This window comes from Kitasatospora sp. NPDC059327 (genome assembly GCF_042752535.1).
Taxonomy (GTDB): Bacteria; Actinomycetota; Actinomycetes; order Streptomycetales; family Streptomycetaceae; genus Kitasatospora.
Map to the genome: position 1 here is coordinate 69,516 of NZ_JBHYYB010000030.1, position 24,453 is coordinate 93,968.

Below are 24,453 nucleotides of genomic sequence, written 5' to 3' on the forward strand. Positions count from 1 at the left end.
AGCCCCCGCATGGAAGCCGAGTCGGAGCCTTACGTCCGTCTCGCGACCCTCCGCACCTTGCACCGGGTCGTGGCGGACCTCAACGCTGCCCGCAGCCTGGCGGGCACGCTGCAGGCTGTCGTCGAGGGCGCGGTGCACGGGCTCGGCTTCGACGCCGCGGCGGTCAGCCTGGTGCGCCCGGACGGCGACCTCGTGGTGGCGGCCGTCTGGGAGCTGGAGGAGAGCGCCATGGGCGGCCCCTCCGTGCTGCTCGGGCAGGTCGGCTCGCGCGAGTCCTGGGACCGGCTGCTCGGCGTCAGCGACCACTGGGGCACCCTGCGCTTCCTGCCCTACGACCGAGGCTGGGCCGTGGCCGGCGACATTCCGCGCTGGATCGGCGACGGCCCGATGCCCGTCTACGCCAACGACTGGCACCCCGCCGACGGTCTGCTCGCCCCGATGTACAGCGCCGGCGGCGACCTCCTCGGCGTGCTCTCGGTGGACCGCCCGCGCAGTGGCAAGCGCCCCGGGGCCTGGACCCGGGAGGCGCTGGAGATGTTCTCGCTGCAGGCCTCCATCGCGATCGGCAATGCCCGGCTGCGGGCCGAGATGCAGCGCGCGCTGGCCCGGCTGGAGAAGGAGCAGCAGGCGCTGCGGGCCAGCGAGGAGAGCTTCCGCCAGGCCTTCGAGTACGCGCCCAGCGGGATGGCCATCACCGAGCTCCACGGCGCCGGGCGCGGCCAGCTGACCAGAGTCAACGACGCGCTCTGTCGGTTGCTCGGCCGCCCCCGCGCGGTGCTGCGCCAGCAGAGCTTCGCCGACCTCGTCCACCCCGACGACCGGGCCCTGCTGGAGCGCACCAGCGCCGAGAGCGGCCGGGCGGAACTGCGGCTGTCCCGGCGGGACGGCGGGTACCAGTGGGTCTGCCTGCGCAACTCGATCGTGGCGGACGCGGCGGAGGGGCCGAGTTTCCTGCTCACCCACGTCGAGGACATCGAGGACCGCAAGCGGCACGAGCTCCAGCTCGCGCACCGGGCCAGCCACGACGCGCTCACCGGCCTGCCGAACGGCGCCGAGCTGAAGGCCCGGCTGGGCCGGCGCCTGTGCAACGAACCGCTGACGGTCGGTGCCGTCGCCGGACACCCGGCCGGGCACGGCGAGGGCGCGTACCCGCAGCCGTACAGCGGCTACGTCGTCGACTCCTACAGCGCGCACACCGCCTACGAGGGCCTGGACGGGGCGGACCCGCGGGCCGGCGCGGCCCACGGCTACGGGGCGTCCGAGGGCTACGGGGTGTCGGAGGGCCACCCGGGGCCGGCCGGCTTCGGCGAGCACGTGCACGCGGTGGTCCCGGCCGACCACGGTCCGGGCGGTGACGTCTGGTCGGGCCCGTTCCGCTCGGGCGGCGCGGTCGCGGCGGACAAGGGGCTCGCGGTGCTCTTCTGCGACCTCGACGGCTTCAAGTCGATCAACGACCGGTTCGGCCACAACGCGGGTGACGCCGTGCTGGTCGAGGTCGCCCGCCGGCTGAGCCAGGCGGTCCGGGACGGTGACACGGTGGCCCGGCTCGGCGGCGACGAGTTCGTGGTGCTCGCGGACGGCATCGGCCGCGAGGAGGCCAAGGACCTCGCCCACCGGCTGCGCAACGCGATCATCCCGCCGATGCGGATCGACGGCCGGGGCATGCGGGTCGGGGTCAGCCTGGGAGTCGGCTGGGCGGGCTGCGGGATGAGCACCGAGGAGGTGTTGCACACCGCCGACGAGCGGATGTACGACGAGAAGCGGGCCCGGGGCGGCGCGGTGCGCGGCGCCCGGGGGGAGCGCTCGCACCGCCGGGCGGGGTAGACCCTGCCCGGCGTCCGCCGCGGGAGCCGGTCCGGCGCCGCGCCGGCGCGGGGTCGGACGGCCGCGGCCGGTGACGGCGGAGTGAAAGCTACCCGTGGGTTGTCAAGGGGTCTTTTCGGCGGGTCGGCTGCGGCAGGTAGGGTTCCCGGGTACGTGCGACCACCACTTGCGCCGACGGCACGGCAGCCCGGCGGCGCCACGCGACGGGGAGTTGACCACCGTGACGACCGCCGGCAGCAACGGAGTGCCCGAGAGCCCGGAGGGCGGTGCCCCCCAGGACGACGATCCCTTCGGCTACCTCTACCGTCCGGCCGGCGGCGGCGCCGCGCAGCCGGCCGAGCCGCAGCAGGGCGTGCCGCGTACGTCGTACAACCGCCCGATGGAGGTCGGCCGTGCGCAGTACGGGCAGCAGCGCCCCCCGCAGCAGTACCCGCCGCAGCAGGGCTATCCGCAGGGGCAGCAGTATCCGCCGCAGCAGGCCGAGTACGGTGCCGCGCCCACCCAGCAGCAGCCCGCCCAGCACCAGGAGTACGGTGCCCCGCCCGCCCAGCAGACCCGGTACGCCGAGCGCTCCCGTCCGCAGCCGGGCGAGGAGCGGTCGGGCGGCGGGAGGAGCAAGGGCGCGGTGATCGGCGCGGTGGCGGTGGTCGCGGCCATCGCGATCGGCGCGGGCATAGCGCTCTCCACCGGTGACCCGGACGGTGACAAGAAGGGCAAGGGCGGCACCCAGACCGTGGCGCCGCCGGTCCCGAGCGCCACCGGCGGGACGTCGTCGGCCTCCGGTACGGCGTCGCCCGGTGCCGCCACCGGTACCCCGGCCGGCCCCTCCACCGTCGACGCGAGCCAGCTGCAGGGCCAGAACGCCCCGTCCGGTAACACCGTCAAGGGCGCCAAGTCGGCGGACGGCAGCTACCTGACCCTCCAGCCGGGGTCGACGGTGAGCTGGACCGGCGACATCGCCACGGCCGGCACCTACAAGCTGTCCGTGCACTTCAACAACGCAGCGGGCGACGTGAAGGCCTCGGCCGCGGTCAACGGCAAGGACTGGCCGAGCGGGCTCTCGTTCAAGAACTACTCGCCCGGCAAGGACGCGACGTCCTCCTGGTACACCACGTTCATACTTCCGCAGCTCCAGGCGGGCTCGAACACCGTCGCCATCACCAACCCGACCGGTGGCGCGGTGCTGATCGACCAGGTGACCGTCGAGCCGTACGGCGGCTGACCGGTCCGGTCCGCGGACGTCGGACGGCCGCCCGTTCCCCGAGGGGAGCGGGCGGCCGTCGTCGTCGGTCGGCGGGGCCGGTCCGTCAGGCGGTCCCGACGGTCTCGTCAGGCGGTCCGGACCGTCGGGAAGGTGTCGCCGCCGGTGATCCACTCGCCGCGGCGCATGACGGCGACCAGGTCGTAGCCCTCGGAGTCGAGGACGACGAGGTCGGCGTTCTTGCCGGTCTCCAGCGAGCCGACCGAATCGGCGAGGCCGAGCAGGCGGGCCGGGACGGCGCAGAGCGACTCCACGGCCTGGACCGGGCTGAGCCCGTTGACGGTGACGGAGCGCTTGAACGCGACGTCCAGGGTGAGCGTCGAGCCCGCGATCGCCCCGCCCTCGACCAGGCGGGCGACGCCGTCCTTGACCTCGACCTGGAGGGGGCCGAGGGGGTAGAGGCCGTCGCCCATGCCGGCGGCGCCCATGGCGTCGGTGATCAGCGCGACCCGGGAGGCGCCGGCGGTGCCGTAGGCGAGGTCCAGGACGGACGGGTGCAGGTGCACGCCGTCGTTGATCAGCTCGACGGTGACCCGCTCGTCCTCCAGCAGGGCCACGATCGGGCCGGGCGCCCGGTGCGCGATGCCGGGCATCGCGTTGAACAGGTGGGTGGCGACGGTGGCGCCGGCCTCGATCGCCTCCAGCGTCCTGGCGTAGTCGGAGTCGGTGTGGCCGACGGCCGCGATCACGCCGAGGTCGGCGAGCATCCGCACCGACTCCAGGCCGCCCGGCAGCTCGGGCGCGAGGGTGACCATCCGGGCGTGGCCGCGGGCCGCGTCGACGAGCTTGCGCACCAGCGCCGGGTCCGGGTCCCGCAGCAGGTCGGGGCGGTGGGCGCCGCACCGGTTGTGGGAGATGAACGGGCCCTCGAAGTGGATCCCGGCCAGCACGCCGTCCTCGACCAGCTCGGACAGCACCGAGGCCTGCCGGGCGACCTCGTCGATCTCACCGGTGACGGTGGAGGCGACGGTGGTGGTGGTGCCGTGTTCGAGGTGGGTCCGGGCGGCCCGCAGGGCCTCCTCGGCGATCCCGGAGGCGTAGGAGGCGCCACCGCCGCCGTGGACGTGCAGGTCGACGAAGCCGGGTACGACGGTGTACCCGGTCAGGTCCAGGTCGCCGGGCACGGCCGTACCGCCGAGGCCGGCGATCCGCCCGCCCTCGACCGCGAGCCGGTCGTCCTCGACGACACCGCCCGGCAGCACCAGCCGGGCACCGGCCAGCGCGATGCCCGCGGGCCGGGCCGCCGATTCGATTCGCGCGGTGGTCACGCGGTCACCTCCATGGAGAGCAGATCCCAGGCGAGCAGGCCCGCGCCCAGGGACGCGGCGGTGTCTTTGAGCATGGCGGGTACGACCTCGGGGGGCATCTGGAAGGTCAGCCGCTCGGAGACCGCCGCGCGCAGGGGGACGAAGAGGGTGTCGCCGGCCTCGGCGAGACCGCCGCCGACGATCACCGTGGACGGGTCGAGCAGGCTCTGGGCGAGCACGATGCCGTCGGCGAGGGCGTCCACCGCGTGCTGCCAGACCGCGACCGCGCGGGGGTCCCCGGCGTCCACCGCGACGGCGCAGGATGCCGCGTCGGCGTCGGGGTCCCCGCTGGCCTCGGCCCAGGCACGGGAGACGGCGGAGGCGGAGGCGAGGGTCTCCAGGCAGCCCCGGGCGCCGCAGCCGCACTGCGGGCCGCCGGGGCGGACCACGACGTGGCCGATCTCGCCGCCGTAGCCGTGGGCGCCGGCCTCGATCCGGCCGCCGATGCCGATGGCGCCGGCGATGCCGGTGCCCAGCGCGATGAACAGGAAGCGCTCCACACCCCGCCCGGCGCCGAGCCGGCCCTCGGCGAGGCCGCCCGAGCGTACGTCGTGGCCGAGGGCGACCGGCATCGCCGTACCGCCCGCCCCGGCCAGGCGCTCGCCCAGCAGCTCGCGCAGCGGCAGATCCCGCCAGCCGAGGTTGGCGGAGAAGACCGCGATGCCGTTCTCCTCGTCGATCGTCCCCGGGACGGCGACGCCCGCCGCCAGCGGGGCGACGCCGAAGCGGCCGCGGCCCTCGTCCGCCAGATCGGCGGCGAAGTCGAGGATGGCGGCGACGACGGCATCAGTGCCGTGCTCCCGCCCGGTCGGTCGGCGTGCTTCGAACAGCACGGAGCCGTCCTGGGCGAGCAGCGCGGCCTTCATGCCGGTGCCGCCTACATCGAGTGCGATGACGTGCTTCACGGAGGACAGTTTCCCTTGGCTGGGTCGGAGAGGTCTAGTCCAGTTGTTGGATTGGTCTGGTCCAAAGTAGGTGAGCTTTGTCGCAGAACCATGTGGTGTGCGGCACTTTGCGGGGTCCGGGAGGGGGCGGTTTGGGCGTCGTTCCATTGCGCATCGTGCAATGACCTCCGCACTTCGATAACTACCCGGCGGGGACGGCCCACAGGTGTGGACCACTGTGCGGTGCGTTTGGCAGTGTGGCCGCCTCCCCCTGCCGGATTCCCCCGTCCGGCTCCCCCGCTCGCTTTTCACCCCCAGAAGGCGGTACCCGCGTTGATCAGGCGCGCCCAGGCCCCCACCCGGCTGCTCGGCACCGCGCTGGCCGGAGCGCTGCTGCTCACCGGCTGCGGCGGCCAGGACGACAAGACCGTGACCCTCAAGCTGGTGGCGGCCGACTACGGCGAGGACGCGGGCACCAGCTCCAAGCTGTACTGGGACGACGTCGCCCGGCGCTTCGAGGCCGCCAATCCGGACATCCGGATCGACGTCGAGGTGACGAGCTGGACCGACATCGGCAAGCGGGTCGACGACCTGGTCGCCGGCGGCAAGTCGCCCGACCTGCTGCAGACCGGCGGCTTCGCCGACCAGGCGGTGGCGGACCGGCTGTACCCGGCCGGGGACGTGCTCTCGCTGGAGACCCAGGCCAACATCATGGAGTCGTTCGCGCACGCCGGGCAGGTGCTCGGGACGCAGTACGGCATTCCGTTCGTCTCCTCGTCCCGGGTGCTCTTCTACAACAAGGCGGTCTTCCAGAAGGCCGGGATCACCCAGCCGCCGGCCACCTGGAACGAGCTCCGGCAGGCCGCCGAGAAGATCAAGGCCAAGGTGCCCGGGGTCACCCCGTACGGGCTGCCGCTCGGCCCGGAGGAGGCTCCGGCCGAGTCGATGCTGTGGACGCTGAGCGGAGGCGGGAGCCTCTCCGACGACGTCGGCAACTACACCATCGACAGCGCGGAGAACCAGGCCACCTTCAACTGGCTGCGGACCAACCTGGTTGACACCAAGCTGACCAACCCCGACCCGGGGAAGACCAACCGCACGCCGATGTTCACCGACTTCGCGGCCGGGAAGGTCGCGATGCTGAACGGGCACCCGACGCTGCTGCGGATGGCCGCCAAGGGGAAGATCGACTTCGGGACGGCGCCGATCCCGAAGAAGGACGGGCTGGCGAAGACGGGCAGCCTCGGGGTGGCCGACTGGATGATGGCCTTCAAGGCCAACGGGCACCGCAACGAGATCCGCAAGTTCCTGAGCTTCGTGTACGCGAAGGACAACCAGCTCAAGTTCGACGAGACCTACAACCTGCTGCCGGTCACCCAGGACGCCTTCACCGAGGTCACCAAGGGCGGCAAGCACGAGGACCTCAAGCAGTTCGCGACCGGGCTGACCAACGCGAGCTTCTACCCGTTCGGGGACCCGGCCTGGGCGGACGTCAGCAACCGGATCAAGACGGGGATCGGCGGGGCCGTGACGGGCGACGCCAAGCAGGTGCTGGAGGGGCTCCAGGAGGCCGCGGTCAAGGAGGCGGCCCGGGTCCGCAAGTGACGGATCCCGGGCCGGCGGGCGGGTGCGGCGCTCGAAGGGCGGTTCAGAGGGTGATCGCGTAGGCCTTGCGGAGGGTCTCGTGGACCGTCCAGGTGGTGCGGTCCCCGGCCCGCAGCACGGCGCAGTCGCCCGGACCGACCTCCAGCGTCGGGCCGCCGTCGATCTCGACGGTGGCCCGGCCGCTGAGCACCACGAACATCTCGTCGGCCTCGACGTCGGTGACCACCCCGGGGGTGATCTGCCAGATCCCGCGCAGCTGGCGGCCGTCGGCCGACTCGGAGAGCACCCGGCCGGAGACCTCGGGGGTGCCGGAGACGATCTGGGCCGGGTCGAGCGGATCGGGTTCGAGGTCGGCGGTCGGGATGTGCACGGCGAAGCTGGGCGTCATGGGGCGACGCTAACCCGGGCGCGGGAGCGGCGGGGGGCGCAAGGTGTGTCGGGTCCCCGGGGGAGAATGACACTCCGTAGTGGTGGACGGAGGTGGCGCGCGGATGGACGCGGGTGCGGACGGGCTCGACGAGCGGGACGTGGCGGTGCTGGAGCTGGAGGGCCGGCAGTGGCGGACGGCCGGGGCCAAGGAGCGGGCGATCCGGGAGGAGCTGGGGCTCTCCGGCACGCGGTACTACCAACTGCTGAACGCCCTGCTGGACCGGCCGGAGGCGCTGGCGCACGCGCCGGTGCTGGTGAACCGGCTGCGGCGGGTCCGCGAGGCGCGGCGGGCGGCCCGGTAGTCCACGGGGCGGGCGCCCCGCGCGGGCCCGTTCGGCGCGGGCGCTCGGTCGGGTCCGGGCGGTCGTTCGGGCGTGGGCAGTCGGTCGGGTGCCGGCGCTCGGTCAGGTCCGGGCGGTCGTTCGGGCGCGCGTGGGAGGGTCGGGCCCGGGAGGCTGGGTAGGGTCCGGACATGGCTCTTGAGGAGATGGCGAAGCCGGGGACCGAGGCCGGGCGGACGGGGCTGGAGGCGATCCTCCGGGCGCCCCGGGAGGCGGTGGTGGCGCTCGACTTCGACGGCACGCTGGCACCGATCGTGGCGGATCCGAGCGAGGCGCGGGCGCATCCGGGGGTGGCCGCCGCGCTGGCCGGACTGGCCCCCGGGGTCGGGGCGATCGTGGTGGTGACCGGTCGGCCGGCGGCCCTGGCGGTGGAGTACGGGGGTCTCGGCGCCGTCGCGGGCCTGGTGGTGCTCGGGCACTACGGGGCCGAGCGCTGGGAGAACTGCGAGCTGACGGCCCCGTCGGCGCACCCCGGAGTGGCGGCGGCGCGGGCCGCGCTGGACGGCGCGCTGGCGCGGGCGGGGGCGCCGGCGGGCACGTGGGTGGAGGACAAGGGTCGCTCGCTGGCCGTCCACACCCGGCGGACGGCGGCACCGGAGGAGGCGTTCGAACTGTTGCGCGCGCCGGTGGCGGCGCTCGCCGCCGAGCACGGCCTGGTGGTGGAGCCGGGACGGCTGGTGCTGGAGCTGCGCCCCCCCGGGGTGGACAAGGGGGCCGCGCTGACCGGCTTCCTGCGCGAGCGGGCCGCCCGCGCGGTGCTGTACGCGGGGGACGATCTCGGCGACGTGGCGGCCTTCGCGGCGGTGGAGAAGCTGCGGGGGGAGGGCCTGGCCGGGCTGCTGGTGTGCAGCGGGACGGTGGACGGCGACGCGCCGGTGCGCGAACTGGCCGACCGGGCCGACCTGGTGGTCGCCGGTCCGGCCGGGGTGGTAGAGCTGCTGGAGGCGCTCGGAGCGGCGCTCGGCGACCGGTGACCGGTGACGCCCACCGGCCGGCGCGGCGGCGTCAGCCCAGGGCCGCCAGCTGATCGAGGAACCACTGCTGCGGCGGCAGCGCCGTCGCGGCGGCGGCGAGGCGCTTGGTGCGGTCGGCGCGCTCGTCGGCGGGCATGGTGAGCGCGGTGTGCAGGGCCTCGGCGGTGGCGATGACGTCGTAGGGGTTCACCGTCAGGGCGTCCTCGGCCAGCTCGGCGTGGGCGCCGGCCTCGCGGGAGAGCACCAGGGCGCAGCCCTGGTCGGAGACCACCGGGACCTCCTTGGCGACCAGGTTCATGCCGTCCCGGATCGGGTTGACCAGGGCGACGTCGGCCAGCCGGTAGGCCGCGAGCGAGCGCGGGAAGTCGTCGTCGACGTGCAGGATCAGCGGCTGCCAGTCGGCGGTGGCGAACTCCGCGTTGATCTCGGCGGCGAGGCGCTCGACCTCGGCGGTGTAGGCGCGGTACTCGGCGAGGTCGGTGCGGGAGGGGTAGGCGAAGGCGATGTGGACGACGCGGTCCCGCCAATCGGGGCGGGTGCGGAGCAGGTGCCGGTAGGCCTGGAAGCCGCGGACGATGTTCTTGCTCAGCTCGGTGCGGTCGACCCGCACGACGGTGCGGCGACCGCCGACGGCCTCGCGCAGGGTGGCCAGGCGCTCGCCGACGTCCGGCCGGTGGGACCGCTCGCGCAGGAAGTCGGCGTCGGCCCCCAGGGCGTGGACGCCGAGCCGGGTGGTGCGGCCCGCGACGGTGACGGTGAGGGCCTCGCGGTCGACGGTGGCACCGAGGACCGCCGCGCAGCAGTCGGCGAAGGCGAGGGCCCAGCGGCGGGTGAGGAAGCCGGCCCGGTCGGCGCCCAGGATGCCGGTGAGCACGCTCGCGGCCACGTCGTCCGGCAGCAGCCGGAAGTACTCGGGCGGGGCCCACGGGGTGTGCGAGAAGTGGCCGATGCGCAGGTCGGGGCGGGCGGTCCGGAGCAGGGCCGGGGCCAGCGAGAGGTGGTAGTCCTGGATCAGTACCGCGGCCCCGGGCGCGGCCTCGGCGGCGAGGGCCTCGGCGAAGGCGGTGTTGTAGGCGGTGTAGGCCTGCCACTCGGTGCGGAACTCCGCGCCGAAGGAGGGTGCCGTCGGGGTGGCGTAGAGCAGGTGGTGGACGAACCAGAGGGTCGAGTTGGCGACGCCGTTGTAGGCGCGGGCGAAGGTGTCCGGGTCGATGTCGAGCATCCGGACGGCCTGTCCGCCGACCTCGTGGCCGGCGCGGTCGAGGCGGCCGTCCGGAGCCTCCCGGGCGGCGCGGCGGTCGGCCTCGCCCAGGGCCGCGCAGACCCAGACGGCGTGCGGGTCGTCGATCGCGGAGAGCCCCGAGACCAGCCCGCCGCCGCCCCGGCGCAGGGTCAGGGTGCCGTCGTCCCCGGTGCTGAACGACACCGGTCCCCGGTTGGAGGCCACCAGTACGGCGGCGGAACCGGTCGCACTCGAACGTTCGGTCGTGAGATCGCCCATGGTTGGTACGTTGCCGTGGGTCCGGCTCGGCAAACCCCCGCCGGTGGTTTCCGGCCGTGTCCTGCGGCCTAGCCGAGGTGCCGGTTCGCGTACTCGGGGACGGTGTGCATCGGGGGCCGTTCCACCGCGGTGACCGGGTGGGTGTGCGCGGTGAAGGCGCGGGTCCGCGGGTCGCGGGTGAACTGGGTCAGCAGCGGGTGGACCAGGTCGGCGGAGGCCTTCAGCCGGTGGGTGCGGTCGAGGCGTTCCAGGGCGGTGCGGTAGATGGTGGCGGCCATCCGGCCGAGTGCCTGGCCGTCCTGGTGGCGGTGGTGGCGTACGCCCACGTCCACCTGGGCGAGGGCGTCCAGGCCGGCGAACTCCAGGGCGTCCACCAGGAGGCCGAGTTCGACGCCGTAGCCGGTGGGGAACGGCAGCCGTTCGAGCAGCGAGCGGCGGGCCGCGTACTCGCCGCCGAGCGGCTGCACGAAACCGGCGAGTTCCGGCCAGTGCAGATTGAGCAGGGGGCGGGCGACCAGCTCGGTGACCCGCCCGCCGCCGGACGGGACGACGGCGGCGTCCGGGCCGTTCGACGCCACTTCGAGCGGACGGTCGTACATGGCCTTGACCAGCTGGATGTCCGGCTCGGTGAGCAGCGGGCCGATGATGCCGGAGACGAACGCGGGGTCGAAGGACCGGAGGTCGGCGTCGACGAAGCAGACGATCTCGCCGCTGGTGACCAGCAGCGAGCGCCAGAGCACCTCGCCCTTGCCGGGGGCGGCGGGCAGCCGGGGCAGGATGTCGTCGCGGTGGACCACCCGGGCGCCCGCCTCGGCGGCCGCGGCGGCCGTGCCGTCGACGGATCCGGAGTCGACGACGACGAGCTCGTCGACCAGCGGCAGGCGTTCCATCAGTTCCCGGCGCACGGTGCGGACGATGTCGCCGACGGTGGCCTCCTCGTCCAGGGCGGGCAGCACCACGCTGACGGTGCCGGCCGGGCCCGCCGCCTGCTTGGCCTCCAGCAGGGCGCGCACCGGGCGGTCGGCCGCGCTCCACGAGCGGCGACGCAGCCAGGACGCCGCCTTCGGGAGGAGTGCGGGAGTCGGTTCGGCGGGCACGGAGCTCTCCTCGGCGGATCGGGGCGGATCGGGGTGGGACGGGGCATCTCGCGTGGCGGACGGTCCCGTTCAGGGTTGACGCCTTCGGATACAGTCTTCGTACAGCGATCGGACCTTCGCACGCCGGGGTCACCGCTGAGCAGGACCACAACTTCACAGAGCTCATCCAGAGGGACTGAGGGAACGGCCCGTTGACGTCCCGGCAACCTTCTCGCACGGCAGGCTTCGGCCCCGGCGGGACAGGTGCCAATTCCGTCCTGTGGCGCGCCCGCGTCACGGGGAAGATGAGGAGAGAGGCCTCCGCCATCATGGCTACCACTGCGACATCCCCGTCCGGCTCCGCGACCGCGACCGTCGACCTCGGCCCCGCCGTCGCGCTGTCCTGTCGGGAGTGCGGCACCCGGTTCCCGCTCGGTCCCAGCTTCGCCTGTGTGGAGTGCTTCGGGCCGCTGGAGATCGCCTACGACTTCGGCAGCGAGGGCGCGGAGGAGCTCCGCAAGCGGATCGAGGCCGGTCCGGCGTCGATCTGGCGCTACGCGCCGCTGCTGCCCGTCCCGGCCGATGTCGCCGGCAAGCCGAACCTCAACCCGGGGTGGACCCCGCTGGTGAAGGCGGACAACCTGGGCCGCGAGCTCGGTTTCACCGCCCAGCTGCACATCAAGGACGACTCGGGCAACCCGACGCACTCGTTCAAGGACCGCGTGGTCGCCTGCGCGATCGAGGCGGCACGGGCGTTCCACTTCACCACCCTCTCCTGCTCCTCGACCGGCAACCTGGCCGGTGCGGTGGGCGCGGCGGCGGCCCGGGCCGGCTTCAAGTCCTGCGTGTTCATCCCGCACGACCTGGAGCAGGGCAAGGTCGTCATGGCCGGTGTCTACGGCGGCGAGCTGGTCGGCATCGAGGGCAACTACGACGACGTGAACCGCTTCTGCTCGGAGCTGATCGGGGACCCGGCCGGTGAGGGCTGGGGCTTCGTCAACGTCAACCTGCGCCCGTACTACGGCGAGGGCTCCAAGACGCTGGCGTACGAGATCTGTGAGCAGCTCGGCTGGCGGCTGCCGGAGCAGATCGTCATCCCGATCGCCTCGGGCTCGCAGCTGACGAAGATCGACAAGGGTCTGCAGGAGCTGATCAAGCTGGGCCTGGTCGAGGACCGCCCGTACCGGATCTTCGGCGCCCAGGCGGCGGGCTGCTCGCCGGTCTCGGCGGCCTTCAAGGCCGGCCAGGACGTGATCCGCCCGGTCAAGCCGGACACCATCGCCAAGTCGCTGGCGATCGGCAACCCGGCCGACGGCCCGTACGTGCTGGACATCGCCCGCCGCACCGGTGGGGCCGTCGAGGACGTCACCGACGTCGAGGTGGTGGCCGCGATCAAGCTGCTGGCCCGGACCGAGGGCATCTTCGCCGAGACCGCGGGCGGGGTGACCGTCGGCGTGCTGAAGAAGCTGGTCGAGACCGGGCAGCTGGATCCGGCCAAGGAGACCGTCGCGATCAACACCGGGGACGGCCTGAAGACGCTGGACGCCGTCTCCGACTCCGGGATGACCGCCGTCATCCGCCCGACGCTGGCCTCGTTCCGCGACGCCGGCCTCGCCTCCGCCTGACCCGCCCGCAGCCCCGTCGTACCGCCCGAGGAGACCCCCATGAGCGCCACCGTCCGCATCCCGACCATCCTGCGCACCTACACCGGCGGCGCCGCCGAGGTGGCCGCCGAGGGCGCCACCCTGGGCGACGTCATCGCCGACCTGGAGAAGAACCACGCCGGGATCGCCGCCCGGATCCTGGACGACGCTGGCAAGCTGCGCCGCTTCGTGAACGTCTACGTCAATGACGACGACGTCCGGTTCGCGGAGGGTCTGGCGACCGAGATCAAGGACGGCGCGAGCGTCTCGATCATTCCCGCGGTGGCCGGCGGCTGCTGATCCGTCCCTTTCCGGCCGGGTCGTTCACCGGCCGGGCCGTTTCGACCAGGCCGTTCGCGCGTACGGAATTCCGTTCTTCGTACGCGCGGGCGGCCTGTCGTCGCATTCCGGCGGGAATATTTCGGGGTCCGGGGGAGTAGAGTGTCGCTTGTCCGGGAAGAGGGCCGCCCCTCCCCCCTCGCTCCGGTACTCGAATCGTCCGCGCCCGTACCGCCGGTGTCTGTCCGGCCGCTGAGACCGGCGCCGGGGCCGTGACCGTGAAACATGTCAGGCCGATGTCAGAATTCTCGAAGGCATTTGAGTAATTCGTCCGCTATGTCCGGCGTGAAATGCCGATTTCCTCCCGCTTTGGCCCGCCCTGTCCCTCGGGAGGCCGCCTGAATTCCCGGTGGTTGGCCCTGTTGCAGAGGGCGTCGATCCGGATACATTCAGCCGCGGTCGACGCAATCACCCGCTCACCGGATGCCTTCCGGTGGTCTCCGCGGAGGATTGCGGCGGGCACGGCTGCGCCCAGGGGGGGTTCCCCGGGCCGGCCTCCACCAGACCCGGGTCCGCGACCTGCGGGCGCGTGAAGGGCCAGCACAGCACTAGGGGAGTTCGGAATGGCTCAGGGCACCGTCAAGTGGTTCAACGCGGAGAAGGGCTACGGCTTCATCGCGGTCGACGGTGGTGCGGACGTCTTCGTCCACTACAGCGCGATCCAGATGGACGGCTACCGCACCCTTGAGGAGGGCCAGCGGGTCGAGTTCGAGATCTCTCAGGGGCAGAAGGGCCCGCAGGCGGACATGGTCCGCGCGGCGGTCTGACCTTTCCGACCCCAGGAGTTCGGCTCGGCCCTATCGGCTGGTGCGCCTCTTGCTTCACGACGGGCCCGTACGACACATGTCGTCGGGCCCGTCGGCATGTCCGGCGCGGGGTCCGGGGGCGGGCCCCGTCGCGGACCCGTCGGCAGGTCCGGCGCGGGGTCCCGGGCGGCCCCCGGGGCGGCTCCGTCGACATGGCCGGCACGGGGTCGCCGAGGGGGCTCCGGGAGGTCGGAGACGGCCGCGCGGGGGCGGCCGGCGGGGGTGGGCGCGGCTCGCGGTTTGGGCGATTGGGCTTGCACTCGCCTACCCGGAGTGCTAATCATTGGCGTTAGCACTCACAGTGTGAGAGTGACAGCGGACCGGGTCGGTGAGGCCCCCGGGAGCGGTAGGGGAAAGGACCCCCGCACACCAGGGCCGTCCGTCGCGGGCACCCCTTGGTCCGAGCAGTCGACCGTGTCCCGGAGGACCACTTCTGATGGCCAAGATCATCGCCTTTGATGAGGAAGCTCGCCGCGGCCTTGAGCGTGGCATGAACCAGCTCGCCGACGCGGTGAAGGTCACGCTCGGCCCCAAGGGCCGCAACGTCGTGCTGGAGAAGAAGTGGGGCGCCCCCACGATCACCAACGACGGTGTCTCCATCGCCAAGGAGATCGAGCTCGAGGACCCCTACGAGAAGATCGGCGCGGAGCTCGTCAAGGAGGTCGCCAAGAAGACCGACGACGTCGCGGGTGACGGCACCACCACCGCCACCGTGCTGGCCCAGGCGCTCGTTCGCGAGGGTCTGCGCAACGTCGCCGCCGGCGCCAACCCGATGGCCCTGAAGCGCGGTATCGAGAAGGCCGTCAAGGCCGTCTCCGACCAGCTGCTGGCCCAGGCCAAGGACGTGGAGACCAAGGAGCAGATCGCCTCCACCGCCTCCATCTCGGCCGCCGACACCCAGATCGGCGAGCTCATCGCCGAGGCCATGGACAAGGTCGGCAAGGAAGGCGTCATCACCGTCGAGGAGAGCAACACCTTCGGTCTGGAGCTTGAGCTCACCGAGGGCATGCGCTTCGACAAGGGCTACATCTCCGCCTACTTCGCCACCGACCTGGAGCGGATGGAGGCGACGTTCGAGGACCCGTACATCCTCATCGCCAACTCCAAGATCGGCTCGGTCAAGGACCTGCTCCCGCTGCTGGAGAAGGTCATGCAGAGCGGCAAGCCGCTCGTCATCATCGCCGAGGACGTCGAGGGCGAGGCCCTGTCGACCCTGGTCGTGAACAAGATCCGCGGCACCTTCAAGTCCGTCGCCGTCAAGGCCCCGGGTTTCGGCGACCGCCGCAAGGCCATGCTCGGCGACATCGCCATCCTCACCGGTGGCACCGTGATCTCCGAGGAGGTCGGCCTCAAGCTGGAGAACGCCGGCATCGACCTGCTGGGCACCGCCCGCAAGGTGGTCATCACCAAGGACGAGACCACCATCGTCGACGGTGGCGGCGACAGCGACCAGGTCGCCGGCCGCGTGAACCAGATCCGTGCCGAGATCGAGAACAGCGACTCGGACTACGACCGCGAGAAGCTCCAGGAGCGCCTCGCCAAGCTGGCCGGCGGCGTGGCCGTCATCAAGGCCGGCGCGGCCACCGAGGTGGAGCTCAAGGAGCGCAAGCACCGCATCGAGGACGCCGTTCGCAACGCGAAGGCCGCCGTCGAGGAGGGCATCGTCGCCGGTGGTGGCGTCGCGCTGCTGCAGGCCGGTGTCGCGTTCGACAAGCTGGAGCTGGAGGGCGACGAGGCCACCGGTGCCAACATCGTCCGCGTGGCGCTGGAGGCCCCGATCAAGCAGATCGCGACCAACGCCGGCCTTGAGGGCGGTGTCGTGGTGGAGAAGGTGCGCAACCTGCCCGCCGGTCACGGCCTGAACGCCGCCACCAACACCTACGTCGACCTCATCGCCGAGGGCATCATCGACCCGGCGAAGGTCACCCGTTCCGCGCTGCAGAACGCCGCCTCCATCGCGGCGCTGTTCCTGACCACCGAGGCCGTCATCGCCGACAAGCCGGAGAAGGCCGCCGCGGCCGCCGGCGGCGGCATGCCGGGCGGTGACATGGACTTCTGATCCTCCGGGGTCGGTCGTTTCCCGATCGCACGGGCGGTTCCCCTCGGGGAGCCGCCCGTGCGGCGTTGTGTCCGGCCCCGTTTTGGGACAATGGGCGGATGGCTGCCACCGCTGACGACATCGAGACCGCCCTGCACAACGCGCGGGCGCTGATCCTGGCCGACCTGACCGCCCGCGACGTGGCCGACGCCGCCGTGGTGTCGCTGCTGGAGAAGGCGGTGACGCACCGCCGGTGGTGGCTCGAACAGTGGCCGGACGGCGCCGACTACGTCCTCGGGCTGGTCGCCCAGGACGTCCAGGACGCGCTGCTGGAGGCCTACGGCCGCTGGCCGCTCTGCACCTCCTGCGCGGCCGACGGGGACCCGCACGCGCTCGGGGTCGAGCCAGAGCTCGGGCCGGAGCCGCACTGGGTCTGCGGCAAGGAGGCCGTGGTCGTCGCACCGGTCGGCCGGCTCGCGTGATCCTGGTCGACCCACCGAACTGGCCCGGCCACGGCCGCTTCTGGTCGCACCTGGTCAGCGACGTCTCCTACGCGGAGCTGCACGCGTTCGCGGAGCGGCTGGGCGTGCCCGCCCGGGCCTTCGAACGTGACCACTACGACCTGCCCGCCCACCGGTACGCCGACGCCGTGGCGCTGGGTGCGCTGCCGGTGACCAGCCGGGACGTGGTGGCCCGGCTGACCGCGGCCGGGCTCCGTCGGCGGAAGGTCAGCCTCCGAGCGCCGTGAGCTCGGCCGCCAGGTTGGCGCGGGCGGCGGCGTCGAAGCGCTCGTGGGCGGTCGGGGTGCGGTAGAGCGCGGGCAGCTCCAGCAGCCGGCGCAGGACGTCGGCGCGCCCGGCGCGGAAGGCAGGCTCCGGGACGAATCCGTACTCCGCGCGGACCGCGGCCGCGTAGGCGGTGTACGCCCGCGGCTCGCCGCCGAGGACGGCGAGGTCCGCGTCGCAGAGCACCTCGCCGTCACGGTCCCCGGGCTCGGGGCGGTGGGTGACGGTGAGCCGGACCAGGCGGGCGACCTCGGCGGTCCGCCGTTCGGACAGGCCCGCCTCGGTGAGCGCCCGGACGGCGAGGGCGGCGCTGCGCTCCTCGTTCTCGGAGCGGTCCGGGCGGTAGACCGCGTCGTGGAACCAGGCGGCCAGCCGGACGGTGTCCGGGTCCTCGGCGTGCCCGGCGAGCGTGTCCACGTGGCCCAGCACCGCCCGCAGGTGGTCGACGGTGTGGTAGCGGCGCTGCGGTTCGGCCCAGCGGCCCAGCAGGTCGTGGCCGTACGGCAGCGGATCGGCGTCGGCGCCGCAGCGGCGGAGCAGGGCGGTCCAGTCGGCGAGCAGGTCGGCCGGGACGGGTGCGGCGGGCTGGTTCGGCATGGGCCCATTGTGGTGGGTCCCGGCCGTGCGGTGGCCTTCGATCGGCGGGCCCACTGGACCGGATAGGTAGTTTGACGATATATGTAGTCCTATGACAGAACGAGCCATGCAGGAGCCGACGCTGCTTCTGCTCACCGCGCTGGCCGACGCGCCCAGACACGGCTACGCGCTCATCCAGGAGGTTTCCGCGATCTCCGAGGGCCGGGTGAAGATGCGCACCGGCACGCTCTACGGCGCGCTCGACCGGCTGCTCCAGCAGGGCCTGATCGAGGTCGCCGCCGAGGAGGTCGTCGACGGCCGGGCCCGGCGCAGCTACGCGCTGACCAAGGACGGCCGCGCCGCGCTGGCGGCCGAGGCGGGGCGGCTGCGGGCCGTCGCCTCCGAGGCCGAGCGCCGGCTGTCCGTCATCCTGCCGAGGATCATGGGGGCCTTCGGATGAGCATGCAGACCATCGACCGGCCGGTCGCGCTGCGGGCGGCGCTCCAGTTCTATCCGGCCCGCTACCGCCGTGAGCGCGGTGACGAGCTGGCCGCCGTCTTCGCCGACAGCACGGCGGAGGCGGACCGGCCCACCCTGATCCGGGAGGCGCTGGACCTCGCCGCGTACGGACTGCGGTTGCGGGCCCGGCTGACCTCGGCCTCGACGGCCGGCCGGCTGCTGGCGCTGGCCGTTCCGCTGGTGGCCGGTACCGCGGCGGGGGCCGGCCTGTTCCCGTGGATCAGCAACCCGGACCTGATCGCCTGGCAGCTCGACGGCCCGCGGGCCTCCTCCTTCATGGTGCTGACCGTGTTCGCGCAGCCGGTGGCCACCCTGCTGCTGGCGGTGGCCGCGATGCTGGGGCAGTGGAAGGCGGCGCGGCTCCTCTCGCTGGCGGTGATCGGCGCGGGCCTGCTGAACCTGGCGGACTCGCTCTCGATCCCGGCGCCGGTCTCGTCGGCGCTCGACTGGTGGTGGTTCTTCTACAGCTGCACCTCGGCGATGCCGTTCGTGCTGGCCGGGCTGCTGGTGCTCGCCGCGCCGGCGGACCTGCTGGAGCGGCCGACCTGGCAGACCAGGGCACTGGTGCCGCTGGGGGTGGCCGGCGGTCTGCTGGTGGTCGCGGCCCAGGGCAACTACGACACCCGCTACCTGATGGACGACCCGTGGGCCGCCCTGCTGCTGGTGGCTCCGCTGCTGCTGGTGGCCGCCGCCGCGCGCGGCTGGCTGGTGCCGGCGGCGATCGGCCTGGCCCTGCTGCCGCTGACCGTTTCGTTCAGTCTCTTCAGTCTCTGGGAGTCGGCCGGTGGGATCTGGAACCTGCTTGCGGTCGGCGGGGCCGGCGCCGCGTTCGTGGCGGTGGGCGGGCTCGGCTGGCGTGGTCTGGAGAGCATGCGCCGGTCGGGGGCGTGACCGATCGGCCGCACGGGTCTCGCCCGGGGCTTCGGGATGTGGCAGGCTGTCTGATATGTCTAGACCAATTTTCGAAGTCATCGCGCTGACGCCCCAGGACGCCCAGGCCGCCGAGTCGGGCGGCGCCGACCGGCTCGAACTGGTCACGGACATGGCCGCCGACGGGCTCACCCCGTCGGTCGAGGACTTCGCCAAGATCCGGGCCGCCGTGGAGCTGCCGCTGCGCGTCATGCTGCGCGTCCGGGACGGCTTCGCGCCGGGCGACCTGGACGAGCTGCGGGCCCGCGCCGCCGCGCTGCGGGCCGAGGGCGCCGACGAGTTCGTCTTCGGCTTCCTGACGCCCGACGGTGCCGTCGACCTCGCGGCCACCCGGGCCGTCGCCGACGCGGTGGCGGGCTGCCGCTGGACGTTCCACCGGGCGATCGACCACAGCGCCGACCGGGCCGCCGTGCGCGCGGCCGTCGGCGCGCTGCCCGGGCTGGACACCTTCCTCACCTCCGGCGCGGCCGGCGGGGTGGACGCGGGCCGGGAGGTGCTCTCGGCCGAGCTGGCCAAGGCCGGTGAGCCCGGGTACGGGCAGCGGATCCTGATCGGTGGCGGCCTGCGGGCCGAGCACCTCCCGGGCCTGCGGGCGGCGGGCTTCGACGCCTTCCACGTCGGCGGCGCGGTCCGGGTCGACGGATGGCGGTCCCCGGTGGACGCCTCCAAGGTCGCCGAATGGCGGTCGCTGATCGATGGCTGAGCGTGAGAGCGCCGACGGCTGAGTGATCGGTGGCCGGCAGCTCGGAGCGGAGGGGACCGGCGGATCGTCCGCCGGTCCCCTCCGCAGGTGTCAGCCCAGCTGCTCGGGCAGCGGTTCGGCGTGCAGCACCGCCAGCCCCGAGACGGCACGGGTGAGCGACACGTACAGGCGGCGCAGGCCGGTCCGCTCGTCCGGCTCGCCGGCGACCACCGCGGCCGGCTCGTCCAGCACCACGTAGTCGTACTCCAGACCCTTGGCCAGCGAGGCCGGCACGAGGGTCAGCCGGGCCTCGGCACTGGTCTCGGCGCCGGGGGAGAGGTACGGCAGACCGGCCGCCGTCAGGGCCTCGGCGAGCAGCGGGACGCGCGCGTCGGCGGCGATCAGACCGGTCGATCCCTCGTGCTCCAGCGCCCGGTGACAGGCCTCGACCACCGCGTGCTCCAGCTCCCCGGCCGCGACCCGGCGGATCGTCAGCGAGCCGGGCGCCGCACGGACCGAGCTCGCCGGGGCGAGGCCCGGGGCGATCGCGGGCAGCAGCCGGGAGGCGTAGGCGATGACCTCCTCGGGCACCCGGAAGCCCTTGGTCAGCTCCTCGACGTGGGCGGCCGGCTTGCCCAGGTGGTGCAGCGCGTCCGGCCAGCTCGCCGTCGCCCAGGGCGTGGTGCCCTGGGCGAGGTCGCCGAGGACGGTCGCCGAGCCGGTGCTGCAGCGGCGGCCGACCGCGCGGTACTGCATCGGGGAGAGGTCCTGCGCCTCGTCCAGCACCACGTGGCCGAGCGAGGCGGTGCGCTGCACCAGATCGGTCGTCTCGTCCACCAGGACGGCGTCGGCCGGCGTCCAGCGGGCGGTCCGCACCGAGCGGCCGGGCTTGGCCCAGAGCACCGCCCGCTGCTCCTCGGGGGTGAGCACGCCCTCCGCGCAGCGCGCCAGGAACTCCGGGTCGGAGAGCAGCCGGTGCACCAGCTTGGCCGGTTCGACCGGCGGCCAGCACTCCTTGACCGTCGCCTTGACCGCCGCGTTGCGGGCCACCGCGTCCTGCACCCGGTCGTCCGGGGCCTCGCCGCCCTGCTCCATCTTCAGCAGGACCGCGTGCGCGATCCGCTGCGGCAGGGCGTCCCGCGCCGCGCCGTAGCGGATGTCGCGGCCCCGCAGCTCCTCGACGATCCCGGTGAGCTCGTGCACCGGGACCCGCCAGCGGCGGGAGCCCCGCACCACCACGCAGGGCTCGGTGGGCGCGGTGATGCCCGAGCGCACGGCGCGGCGCAGCACCTCGGCCATCCGGGCGTCGCCCTTCAGCCGGGCCGCCTCGGCGGTGTCCTCGCCGCGCACCTCGACGTGCGCCACCAGCTGCTGCACGGTGGCCTGGGCCACCTCCAGCTCGCCGAGGGCGGGCAGCACCTGCTCGATGTAGGAGAGGAAGGCGTTGTTCGGGCCGATCACCAGGGTGCCCGTGCGGGCGAGCCGCTCGCGGTGCGCGTACAGCAGGTACGCCACGCGGTGCAGGCCGACGGCGGTCTTCCCGGTGCCGGGGGCGCCCTGGACGCAGACCGTACCGGTGATGTCGGCGCGGACGATCTCGTCCTGCTCGGGCTGGATGGTGGCGACGATGTCGCGCATCGGGCCGACGCGGGGCTTCTCGATCTCGGCGGCGAGCAGCGCGGAGGAGGTGTCCGTCTCGGCCGGGTCGGTGAGGTGCTCGTCCTCGTAGGCGGTCAGCTCGCCGCCGGTGTAGCCGAAGCGGCGGCGGCGCTCGACGTCCATCGGCACGGTGCGGCTGGCCCGGTAGAACGGCTGGGAGACCGGTGCGCGCCAGTCGATCACCATCGGGTCGCCGGCGGCGTCGTGGACGTGCCGGCGGCCGATGTAGAAGTTCTCCCCGCCGGACCCTTCGGACAGCTCCTCGCTGATCGCGTGCAGGTAGTCGAGGCGGCCGAAGAAGAGCGGGGTGTGCGAGAGGTCGGCCAGGGCGGCGATCCGGGCCTCGATCTGGCGGTGGAGGACGACGGCGGTCACCCAGGTGCCGGTGACGTCGCTGATGTCCAGGGACTCGACGTCCTCGCGCATCGTGCGCAGCGCGGCCCGGGAGGCGGCCAGGTGGTCGCGTTCGCGCTGGAGGGGGTCGGTGGTGGGGGTGGCGGGCACAGCGAACCTTCCCGGCTGCCCCGGATGCGGGCGCAGCGGATCGTTGGAGCTCACGGTGGGTACAGCCGACCGGTTGCCGAACGGACGGCGCCTCCCCCGGCTGCCTGCGCGACTCAGCAGGTACCACGGTTCGGGAGGGGGCAGACGAATGATCCTAGACCCGACGGCCTCGGGGTTCCACCCCGAGGGACCGGCTCCGGGCCTCGGGGCCCCCGTACACCTGGAGGACGACCTACGTCCTGCCCGGTACGGCCTTTGGGGTGATGTGTCCGGGGCGTCCGGAAACTACCGTGGAGACATGAGCACCGTACACATCACGGCGCCGCGAGTGCCGTCCCAGAAGTCCGCCCCCGCCCGCCCGGCCGGGGCCACCGCCGCGGCCGGCCCCGGCCGCCGCCGCAGCCCGCTGACCACCGCCGTCCGCAACGTCGGCATCGCCCTCGACACCGCCGCGCGCGTGGTCTTCCTCGGGCGCGACGGCGTCGAGTACTGAGCGTTCCCGGCCGTTCCCGGCTGTTTCCGGCCGGGTCAGGGCCCGGATCGGCCCGGTCGGGCACCGGTCAGAGCACGTCGTCCGCGTCGATGATGCGGTAGGCGTAGCCCTGCTCCGCCAGGAAGCGCTGGCGGTGCGCGGCGAAGTCCTGGTCGACGGTGTCGCGGGCCACCACCGAGTAGAAGTGCGCCGAGTGGCCGTCCGCCTTGGGGCGCAGCACGCGCCCGAGCCGCTGGGCCTCCTCCTGGCGGGAGCCGAAGGTGCCGGAGACCTGGATGGCGACGGTCGCCTCGGGCAGGTCGATGGAGAAGTTGGCGACCTTGGAGACGACCAGGACGCTGATCTCCTTGTTCCGGAAGGCCTCGAACAGCTTCTCGCGCTGGGCGTTGCTGGTCTCGCCCTTGATCACCGGCGCGTCCAGCACCTCGCCGAGCTCGTCGAGCTGGTCGATGTACTGACCGATGATCAGTGTCTGGTCCTTCTCGTGCTTCTTGACCAGTGCCTCCACCACGCGCCGCTTGGTCGCCGTGGTGGCGCAGAACCGGTAGCGCTCCTCGGGCTCGGCGGTCGCGTAGGCGAGCCGCTCGGAGTCGGTGAGGGTGACCCGGACCTCGCAGCAGTCGGCGGGCGCGATGTAGCCCTGCGCCTCGATCTCCTTCCAGGGGGCGTCGAAGCGCTTGGGGCCGATGAGCGAGAAGACGTCGCCCTCGCGGCCGTCCTCGCGGACCAGGGTGGCGGTCAGGCCGAGCCGGCGGCGCGCCTGGAGGTCGGCGGTGAACTTGAAGACCGGCGCGGGCAGCAGGTGGACCTCGTCGTAGACGACCAGGCCCCAGTTGCGGGCGTCGAAGAGCTCCAGGTGGGCGTAGACGCCCTTCCGCTTGGTGGTCATCACCTGGTAGGTGGCGATGGTGACCGGGCGGATCTCCTTGCGCGTCCCGCTGTACTCGCCGATCTCGTCCTCGGTGAGCGAGGTGCGCTTGACCAGTTCGTGCTTCCACTGGCGCGCCGAGACGGTGTTGGTGACCAGGATCAGCGTGGTCGACTTGGCCTCGGCCATCGCCGCGGCGCCGACCAGCGTCTTGCCGGCGCCGCAGGGCAGCACGACCACGCCCGAGCCGCCGTGCCAGAACCCCTCGACGGCCTGGGCCTGGTAGGGGCGCAGCTGCCACCCGTTCTGGTCCAGCTCGATCGGGTGCGCCTCGCCGTCCACGTACCCGGCGAAGTCCTCGGCCGGCCAGCCGAGCTTGAGCAGCACCTGCTTGATCTGGCCGCGCTCGGAGGGGTGCACGACCACGGTGTCCGGATCGACCCGGGCGCCGACCAGCGGGGCGACCTTCTTGGAACGCAGCACCTCCTCCAGCACGGGCCGGTCGGTGGTGGAGAGCACCAGACCGTGGACCGGGTGCTTGGTGAGCTTGAGCCGGCCGTAGCGGGCCATGGTGTCCGCCACGTCCACCAGCAGCGCGTGCGGCACCGGGTAGCGCGAGTAGGTGACCAGGGCGTCGACCACCTGCTCGGCGTCGTGTCCGGCGGCGCGGGCGTTCCACAGCCCGAGCGGGGTGATCCGGTAGGTGTGCACGTGCTCGGGCGCGCGCTCCAGCTCGGCGAACGGCGCGATGGCGCGACGGCAGTCGGAGGCCTTGGGGTGGTCGATCTCCAGAAGAAGAGTTTTGTCGCTCTGGACGATGAGCGGTCCGTCGTTCACGCGGGGAAGCCCTCCACTGGCTGACAGGTCTGTCGGGACGCAGACCCTCCAGTGTCGCGCATTCCGCGGTGAACCCGGGAGGCTACTTCCACTCGTGCACGGTGACCTTGCCGGTGCCGCCGCCGTCGGTGTCGTACTCGAAGAGCCCGACGGTGTCGTTGAGCTGGGCGAAGGACTCGGACTGGCTCTCGAAGAAGACCGCCCCGCGCCAGGCCATGGCGCCGCCGGGGCCGGTGAAGCGGCCGAGGCCGCTGCCGTGCCAGCTGTAGGTCTCGCCGCGCTCGCTCATGCCCACGCCCTGGCCCTCACCGAACAGCGTGCCGTCCGAGCGCACCTGCGACTCGTAGGTGGCGAACTCCTTGACCCCGACGCCGAGTACCTCGCCGGTCGCCTCGAACGAGACCTCGACCACGGGGGGCACGCCGTCCGTGGTGGCCAGCACCCGCCGGCCGGTGTCCTCGGTGGTCTGGGTGACTATCTGGTTGCCGAGCACGATGACTCCCTTCGCGATCCCCCTTCTTCCGGAGTACGCCGGGTACGACCGGATCGTCAACCGGTGGCAGTGACCGGGG

General features: G+C 73.1%; 24 protein-coding genes and 1 riboswitch. Of the genes, 15 read left to right on the top strand and 9 right to left on the bottom strand.

What is annotated here, in order from left to right:
- Positions 1–9 precede the first annotated feature (9 nt).
- Both ACFXHB_RS20070 and ACFXHB_RS20075 read left to right on the top strand, forming a co-directional pair.
- A complete protein-coding gene (locus ACFXHB_RS20070) occupies positions 10–1,824 on the top strand; it encodes a diguanylate cyclase domain-containing protein (RefSeq protein WP_380575893.1) in 1,815 nt (604 codons plus the stop codon).
- A gap of 220 nt (positions 1,825–2,044) precedes the next feature.
- The gene (locus ACFXHB_RS20075) at positions 2,045–3,046 is read left to right on the top strand and encodes a hypothetical protein (RefSeq protein ID WP_380575895.1); all 1,002 of its coding nucleotides are present in this window, start codon (positions 2,045–2,047) and stop codon (positions 3,044–3,046) included.
- Between the two features lie 107 nt (positions 3,047–3,153).
- Here ACFXHB_RS20075 and nagA read toward each other — a convergent pair whose 3' ends face one another.
- A complete protein-coding gene (gene nagA, locus ACFXHB_RS20080) occupies positions 3,154–4,353 on the bottom strand; it encodes an N-acetylglucosamine-6-phosphate deacetylase (RefSeq protein ID WP_380575898.1) in 1,200 nt (399 codons plus the stop codon).
- A complete protein-coding gene (locus ACFXHB_RS20085; RefSeq protein WP_380575900.1) occupies positions 4,350–5,297 on the bottom strand; it encodes an ROK family protein in 948 nt (315 codons plus the stop codon). Before ACFXHB_RS20085 ends, nagA begins: the two co-directional genes overlap by 4 nt.
- A gap of 312 nt (positions 5,298–5,609) precedes the next feature.
- On the opposite strand from ACFXHB_RS20085, the gene ACFXHB_RS20090 reads away from it, so the two are divergent.
- The gene (locus tag ACFXHB_RS20090; RefSeq protein WP_380575903.1) at positions 5,610–6,881 is read left to right on the top strand and encodes an extracellular solute-binding protein; all 1,272 of its coding nucleotides are present in this window, start codon (positions 5,610–5,612) and stop codon (positions 6,879–6,881) included.
- Positions 6,882–6,924: 43 nt separating this feature from the next.
- Here ACFXHB_RS20090 and ACFXHB_RS20095 read toward each other — a convergent pair whose 3' ends face one another.
- Complete coding sequence (locus ACFXHB_RS20095; protein ID WP_380575906.1) at positions 6,925–7,269, bottom strand: cupin domain-containing protein; 345 nt, start codon at positions 7,267–7,269, stop codon at positions 6,925–6,927.
- A gap of 103 nt (positions 7,270–7,372) precedes the next feature.
- Here ACFXHB_RS20095 and ACFXHB_RS20100 point away from each other — a divergent pair, with 103 nt between their 5' ends.
- Both ACFXHB_RS20100 and otsB read left to right on the top strand, forming a co-directional pair.
- Positions 7,373–7,612 carry a DUF3263 domain-containing protein gene (locus ACFXHB_RS20100; RefSeq protein ID WP_380575909.1) on the top strand — a complete coding sequence of 80 codons (240 nt, stop codon included), beginning with the start codon at positions 7,373–7,375 and terminating at the stop codon, positions 7,610–7,612.
- Positions 7,613–7,782: 170 nt separating this feature from the next.
- Entirely contained in the window at positions 7,783–8,625 is an 843-nt protein-coding gene (gene otsB, locus ACFXHB_RS20105; protein ID WP_380575912.1) for a trehalose-phosphatase, read from the top strand.
- A gap of 31 nt (positions 8,626–8,656) precedes the next feature.
- On the opposite strand, the gene ACFXHB_RS20110 is transcribed toward otsB, so the two are convergent.
- Both ACFXHB_RS20110 and ACFXHB_RS20115 read right to left on the bottom strand, forming a co-directional pair.
- Positions 8,657–10,126 (bottom strand): trehalose-6-phosphate synthase, encoded by a 1,470-nt coding sequence (locus tag ACFXHB_RS20110; RefSeq protein ID WP_380575914.1) that lies wholly within the window; start codon positions 10,124–10,126, stop codon positions 8,657–8,659.
- Between the two features lie 68 nt (positions 10,127–10,194).
- Positions 10,195–11,223, bottom strand: coding sequence for a glucosyl-3-phosphoglycerate synthase (locus ACFXHB_RS20115; protein WP_380575916.1), 1,029 nt, complete (start codon positions 11,221–11,223; stop codon positions 10,195–10,197).
- A 159-nt stretch (positions 11,224–11,382) separates the two neighbouring features.
- A riboswitch (SAM riboswitch) is annotated at positions 11,383–11,514 on the top strand.
- A 17-nt stretch (positions 11,515–11,531) separates the two neighbouring features.
- Between ACFXHB_RS20115 and thrC the strand changes: the two genes are divergently transcribed.
- The 6 genes from thrC (at position 11,532) to ACFXHB_RS20145 (ending at position 16,776) form a co-directional block, all read left to right on the top strand.
- Positions 11,532–12,827, top strand: coding sequence for a threonine synthase (gene thrC / locus ACFXHB_RS20120; RefSeq protein ID WP_380575918.1), 1,296 nt, complete (start codon positions 11,532–11,534; stop codon positions 12,825–12,827).
- A gap of 39 nt (positions 12,828–12,866) precedes the next feature.
- Positions 12,867–13,145, top strand: a complete 279-nt coding sequence (locus ACFXHB_RS20125) for a ubiquitin-like small modifier protein 1 (RefSeq protein ID WP_380575920.1) — start codon at positions 12,867–12,869, stop codon at positions 13,143–13,145.
- Between the two features lie 602 nt (positions 13,146–13,747).
- A complete protein-coding gene (locus tag ACFXHB_RS20130; RefSeq protein WP_030289665.1) occupies positions 13,748–13,951 on the top strand; it encodes a cold-shock protein in 204 nt (67 codons plus the stop codon).
- A 475-nt stretch (positions 13,952–14,426) separates the two neighbouring features.
- Positions 14,427–16,049: a chaperonin GroEL gene (gene groL / locus ACFXHB_RS20135; protein ID WP_380575922.1), complete on the top strand. Its 1,623-nt coding sequence runs from the start codon at positions 14,427–14,429 to the stop codon at positions 16,047–16,049.
- Positions 16,050–16,147: 98 nt separating this feature from the next.
- Complete coding sequence (locus ACFXHB_RS20140) at positions 16,148–16,510, top strand: hypothetical protein (RefSeq protein ID WP_380575924.1); 363 nt, start codon at positions 16,148–16,150, stop codon at positions 16,508–16,510.
- Positions 16,507–16,776: a DUF4031 domain-containing protein gene (locus ACFXHB_RS20145; RefSeq protein ID WP_380575926.1), complete on the top strand. Its 270-nt coding sequence runs from the start codon at positions 16,507–16,509 to the stop codon at positions 16,774–16,776. Before ACFXHB_RS20140 ends, ACFXHB_RS20145 begins: the two co-directional genes overlap by 4 nt.
- Here the strand turns inward: ACFXHB_RS20145 and ACFXHB_RS20150 are convergent.
- On the bottom strand, positions 16,757–17,410 hold the full coding sequence (locus ACFXHB_RS20150) for a hypothetical protein (RefSeq protein WP_380575928.1): 654 nt from the start codon (positions 17,408–17,410) through the stop codon (positions 16,757–16,759). The genes ACFXHB_RS20145 and ACFXHB_RS20150 overlap by 20 nt on opposite strands.
- A gap of 91 nt (positions 17,411–17,501) precedes the next feature.
- Here ACFXHB_RS20150 and ACFXHB_RS20155 point away from each other — a divergent pair, with 91 nt between their 5' ends.
- Genes ACFXHB_RS20155 through ACFXHB_RS20165 form a run of 3 tightly spaced genes read left to right on the top strand, consistent with a single transcriptional unit; the run spans position 17,502 to position 19,541 of the window.
- Positions 17,502–17,849, top strand: a complete 348-nt coding sequence (locus ACFXHB_RS20155) for a PadR family transcriptional regulator (protein WP_380575930.1) — start codon at positions 17,502–17,504, stop codon at positions 17,847–17,849.
- The gene (locus ACFXHB_RS20160) at positions 17,846–18,799 is read left to right on the top strand and encodes a hypothetical protein (RefSeq protein ID WP_380575932.1); all 954 of its coding nucleotides are present in this window, start codon (positions 17,846–17,848) and stop codon (positions 18,797–18,799) included. The genes ACFXHB_RS20155 and ACFXHB_RS20160 overlap by 4 nt, the downstream gene beginning before the upstream one ends.
- A gap of 55 nt (positions 18,800–18,854) precedes the next feature.
- On the top strand, positions 18,855–19,541 hold the full coding sequence (locus tag ACFXHB_RS20165) for a copper homeostasis protein CutC (RefSeq protein ID WP_380575934.1): 687 nt from the start codon (positions 18,855–18,857) through the stop codon (positions 19,539–19,541).
- 90 nt (positions 19,542–19,631) lie between these two features.
- Here ACFXHB_RS20165 and ACFXHB_RS20170 read toward each other — a convergent pair whose 3' ends face one another.
- A complete protein-coding gene (locus tag ACFXHB_RS20170; protein WP_380575936.1) occupies positions 19,632–21,683 on the bottom strand; it encodes a HelD family protein in 2,052 nt (683 codons plus the stop codon).
- Positions 21,684–21,981: 298 nt separating this feature from the next.
- Here ACFXHB_RS20170 and ACFXHB_RS20175 point away from each other — a divergent pair, with 298 nt between their 5' ends.
- On the top strand, positions 21,982–22,176 hold the full coding sequence (locus ACFXHB_RS20175; RefSeq protein WP_380575938.1) for a hypothetical protein: 195 nt from the start codon (positions 21,982–21,984) through the stop codon (positions 22,174–22,176).
- A 67-nt stretch (positions 22,177–22,243) separates the two neighbouring features.
- Here ACFXHB_RS20175 and ACFXHB_RS20180 read toward each other — a convergent pair whose 3' ends face one another.
- Both ACFXHB_RS20180 and ACFXHB_RS20185 read right to left on the bottom strand, forming a co-directional pair.
- Positions 22,244–23,881, bottom strand: coding sequence for a DNA repair helicase XPB (locus ACFXHB_RS20180; protein ID WP_380575939.1), 1,638 nt, complete (start codon positions 23,879–23,881; stop codon positions 22,244–22,246).
- Between the two features lie 82 nt (positions 23,882–23,963).
- Positions 23,964–24,374, bottom strand: coding sequence for a hypothetical protein (locus ACFXHB_RS20185; RefSeq protein ID WP_380575940.1), 411 nt, complete (start codon positions 24,372–24,374; stop codon positions 23,964–23,966).
- Between the last annotated feature and the right edge of the window lie 79 nt (positions 24,375–24,453).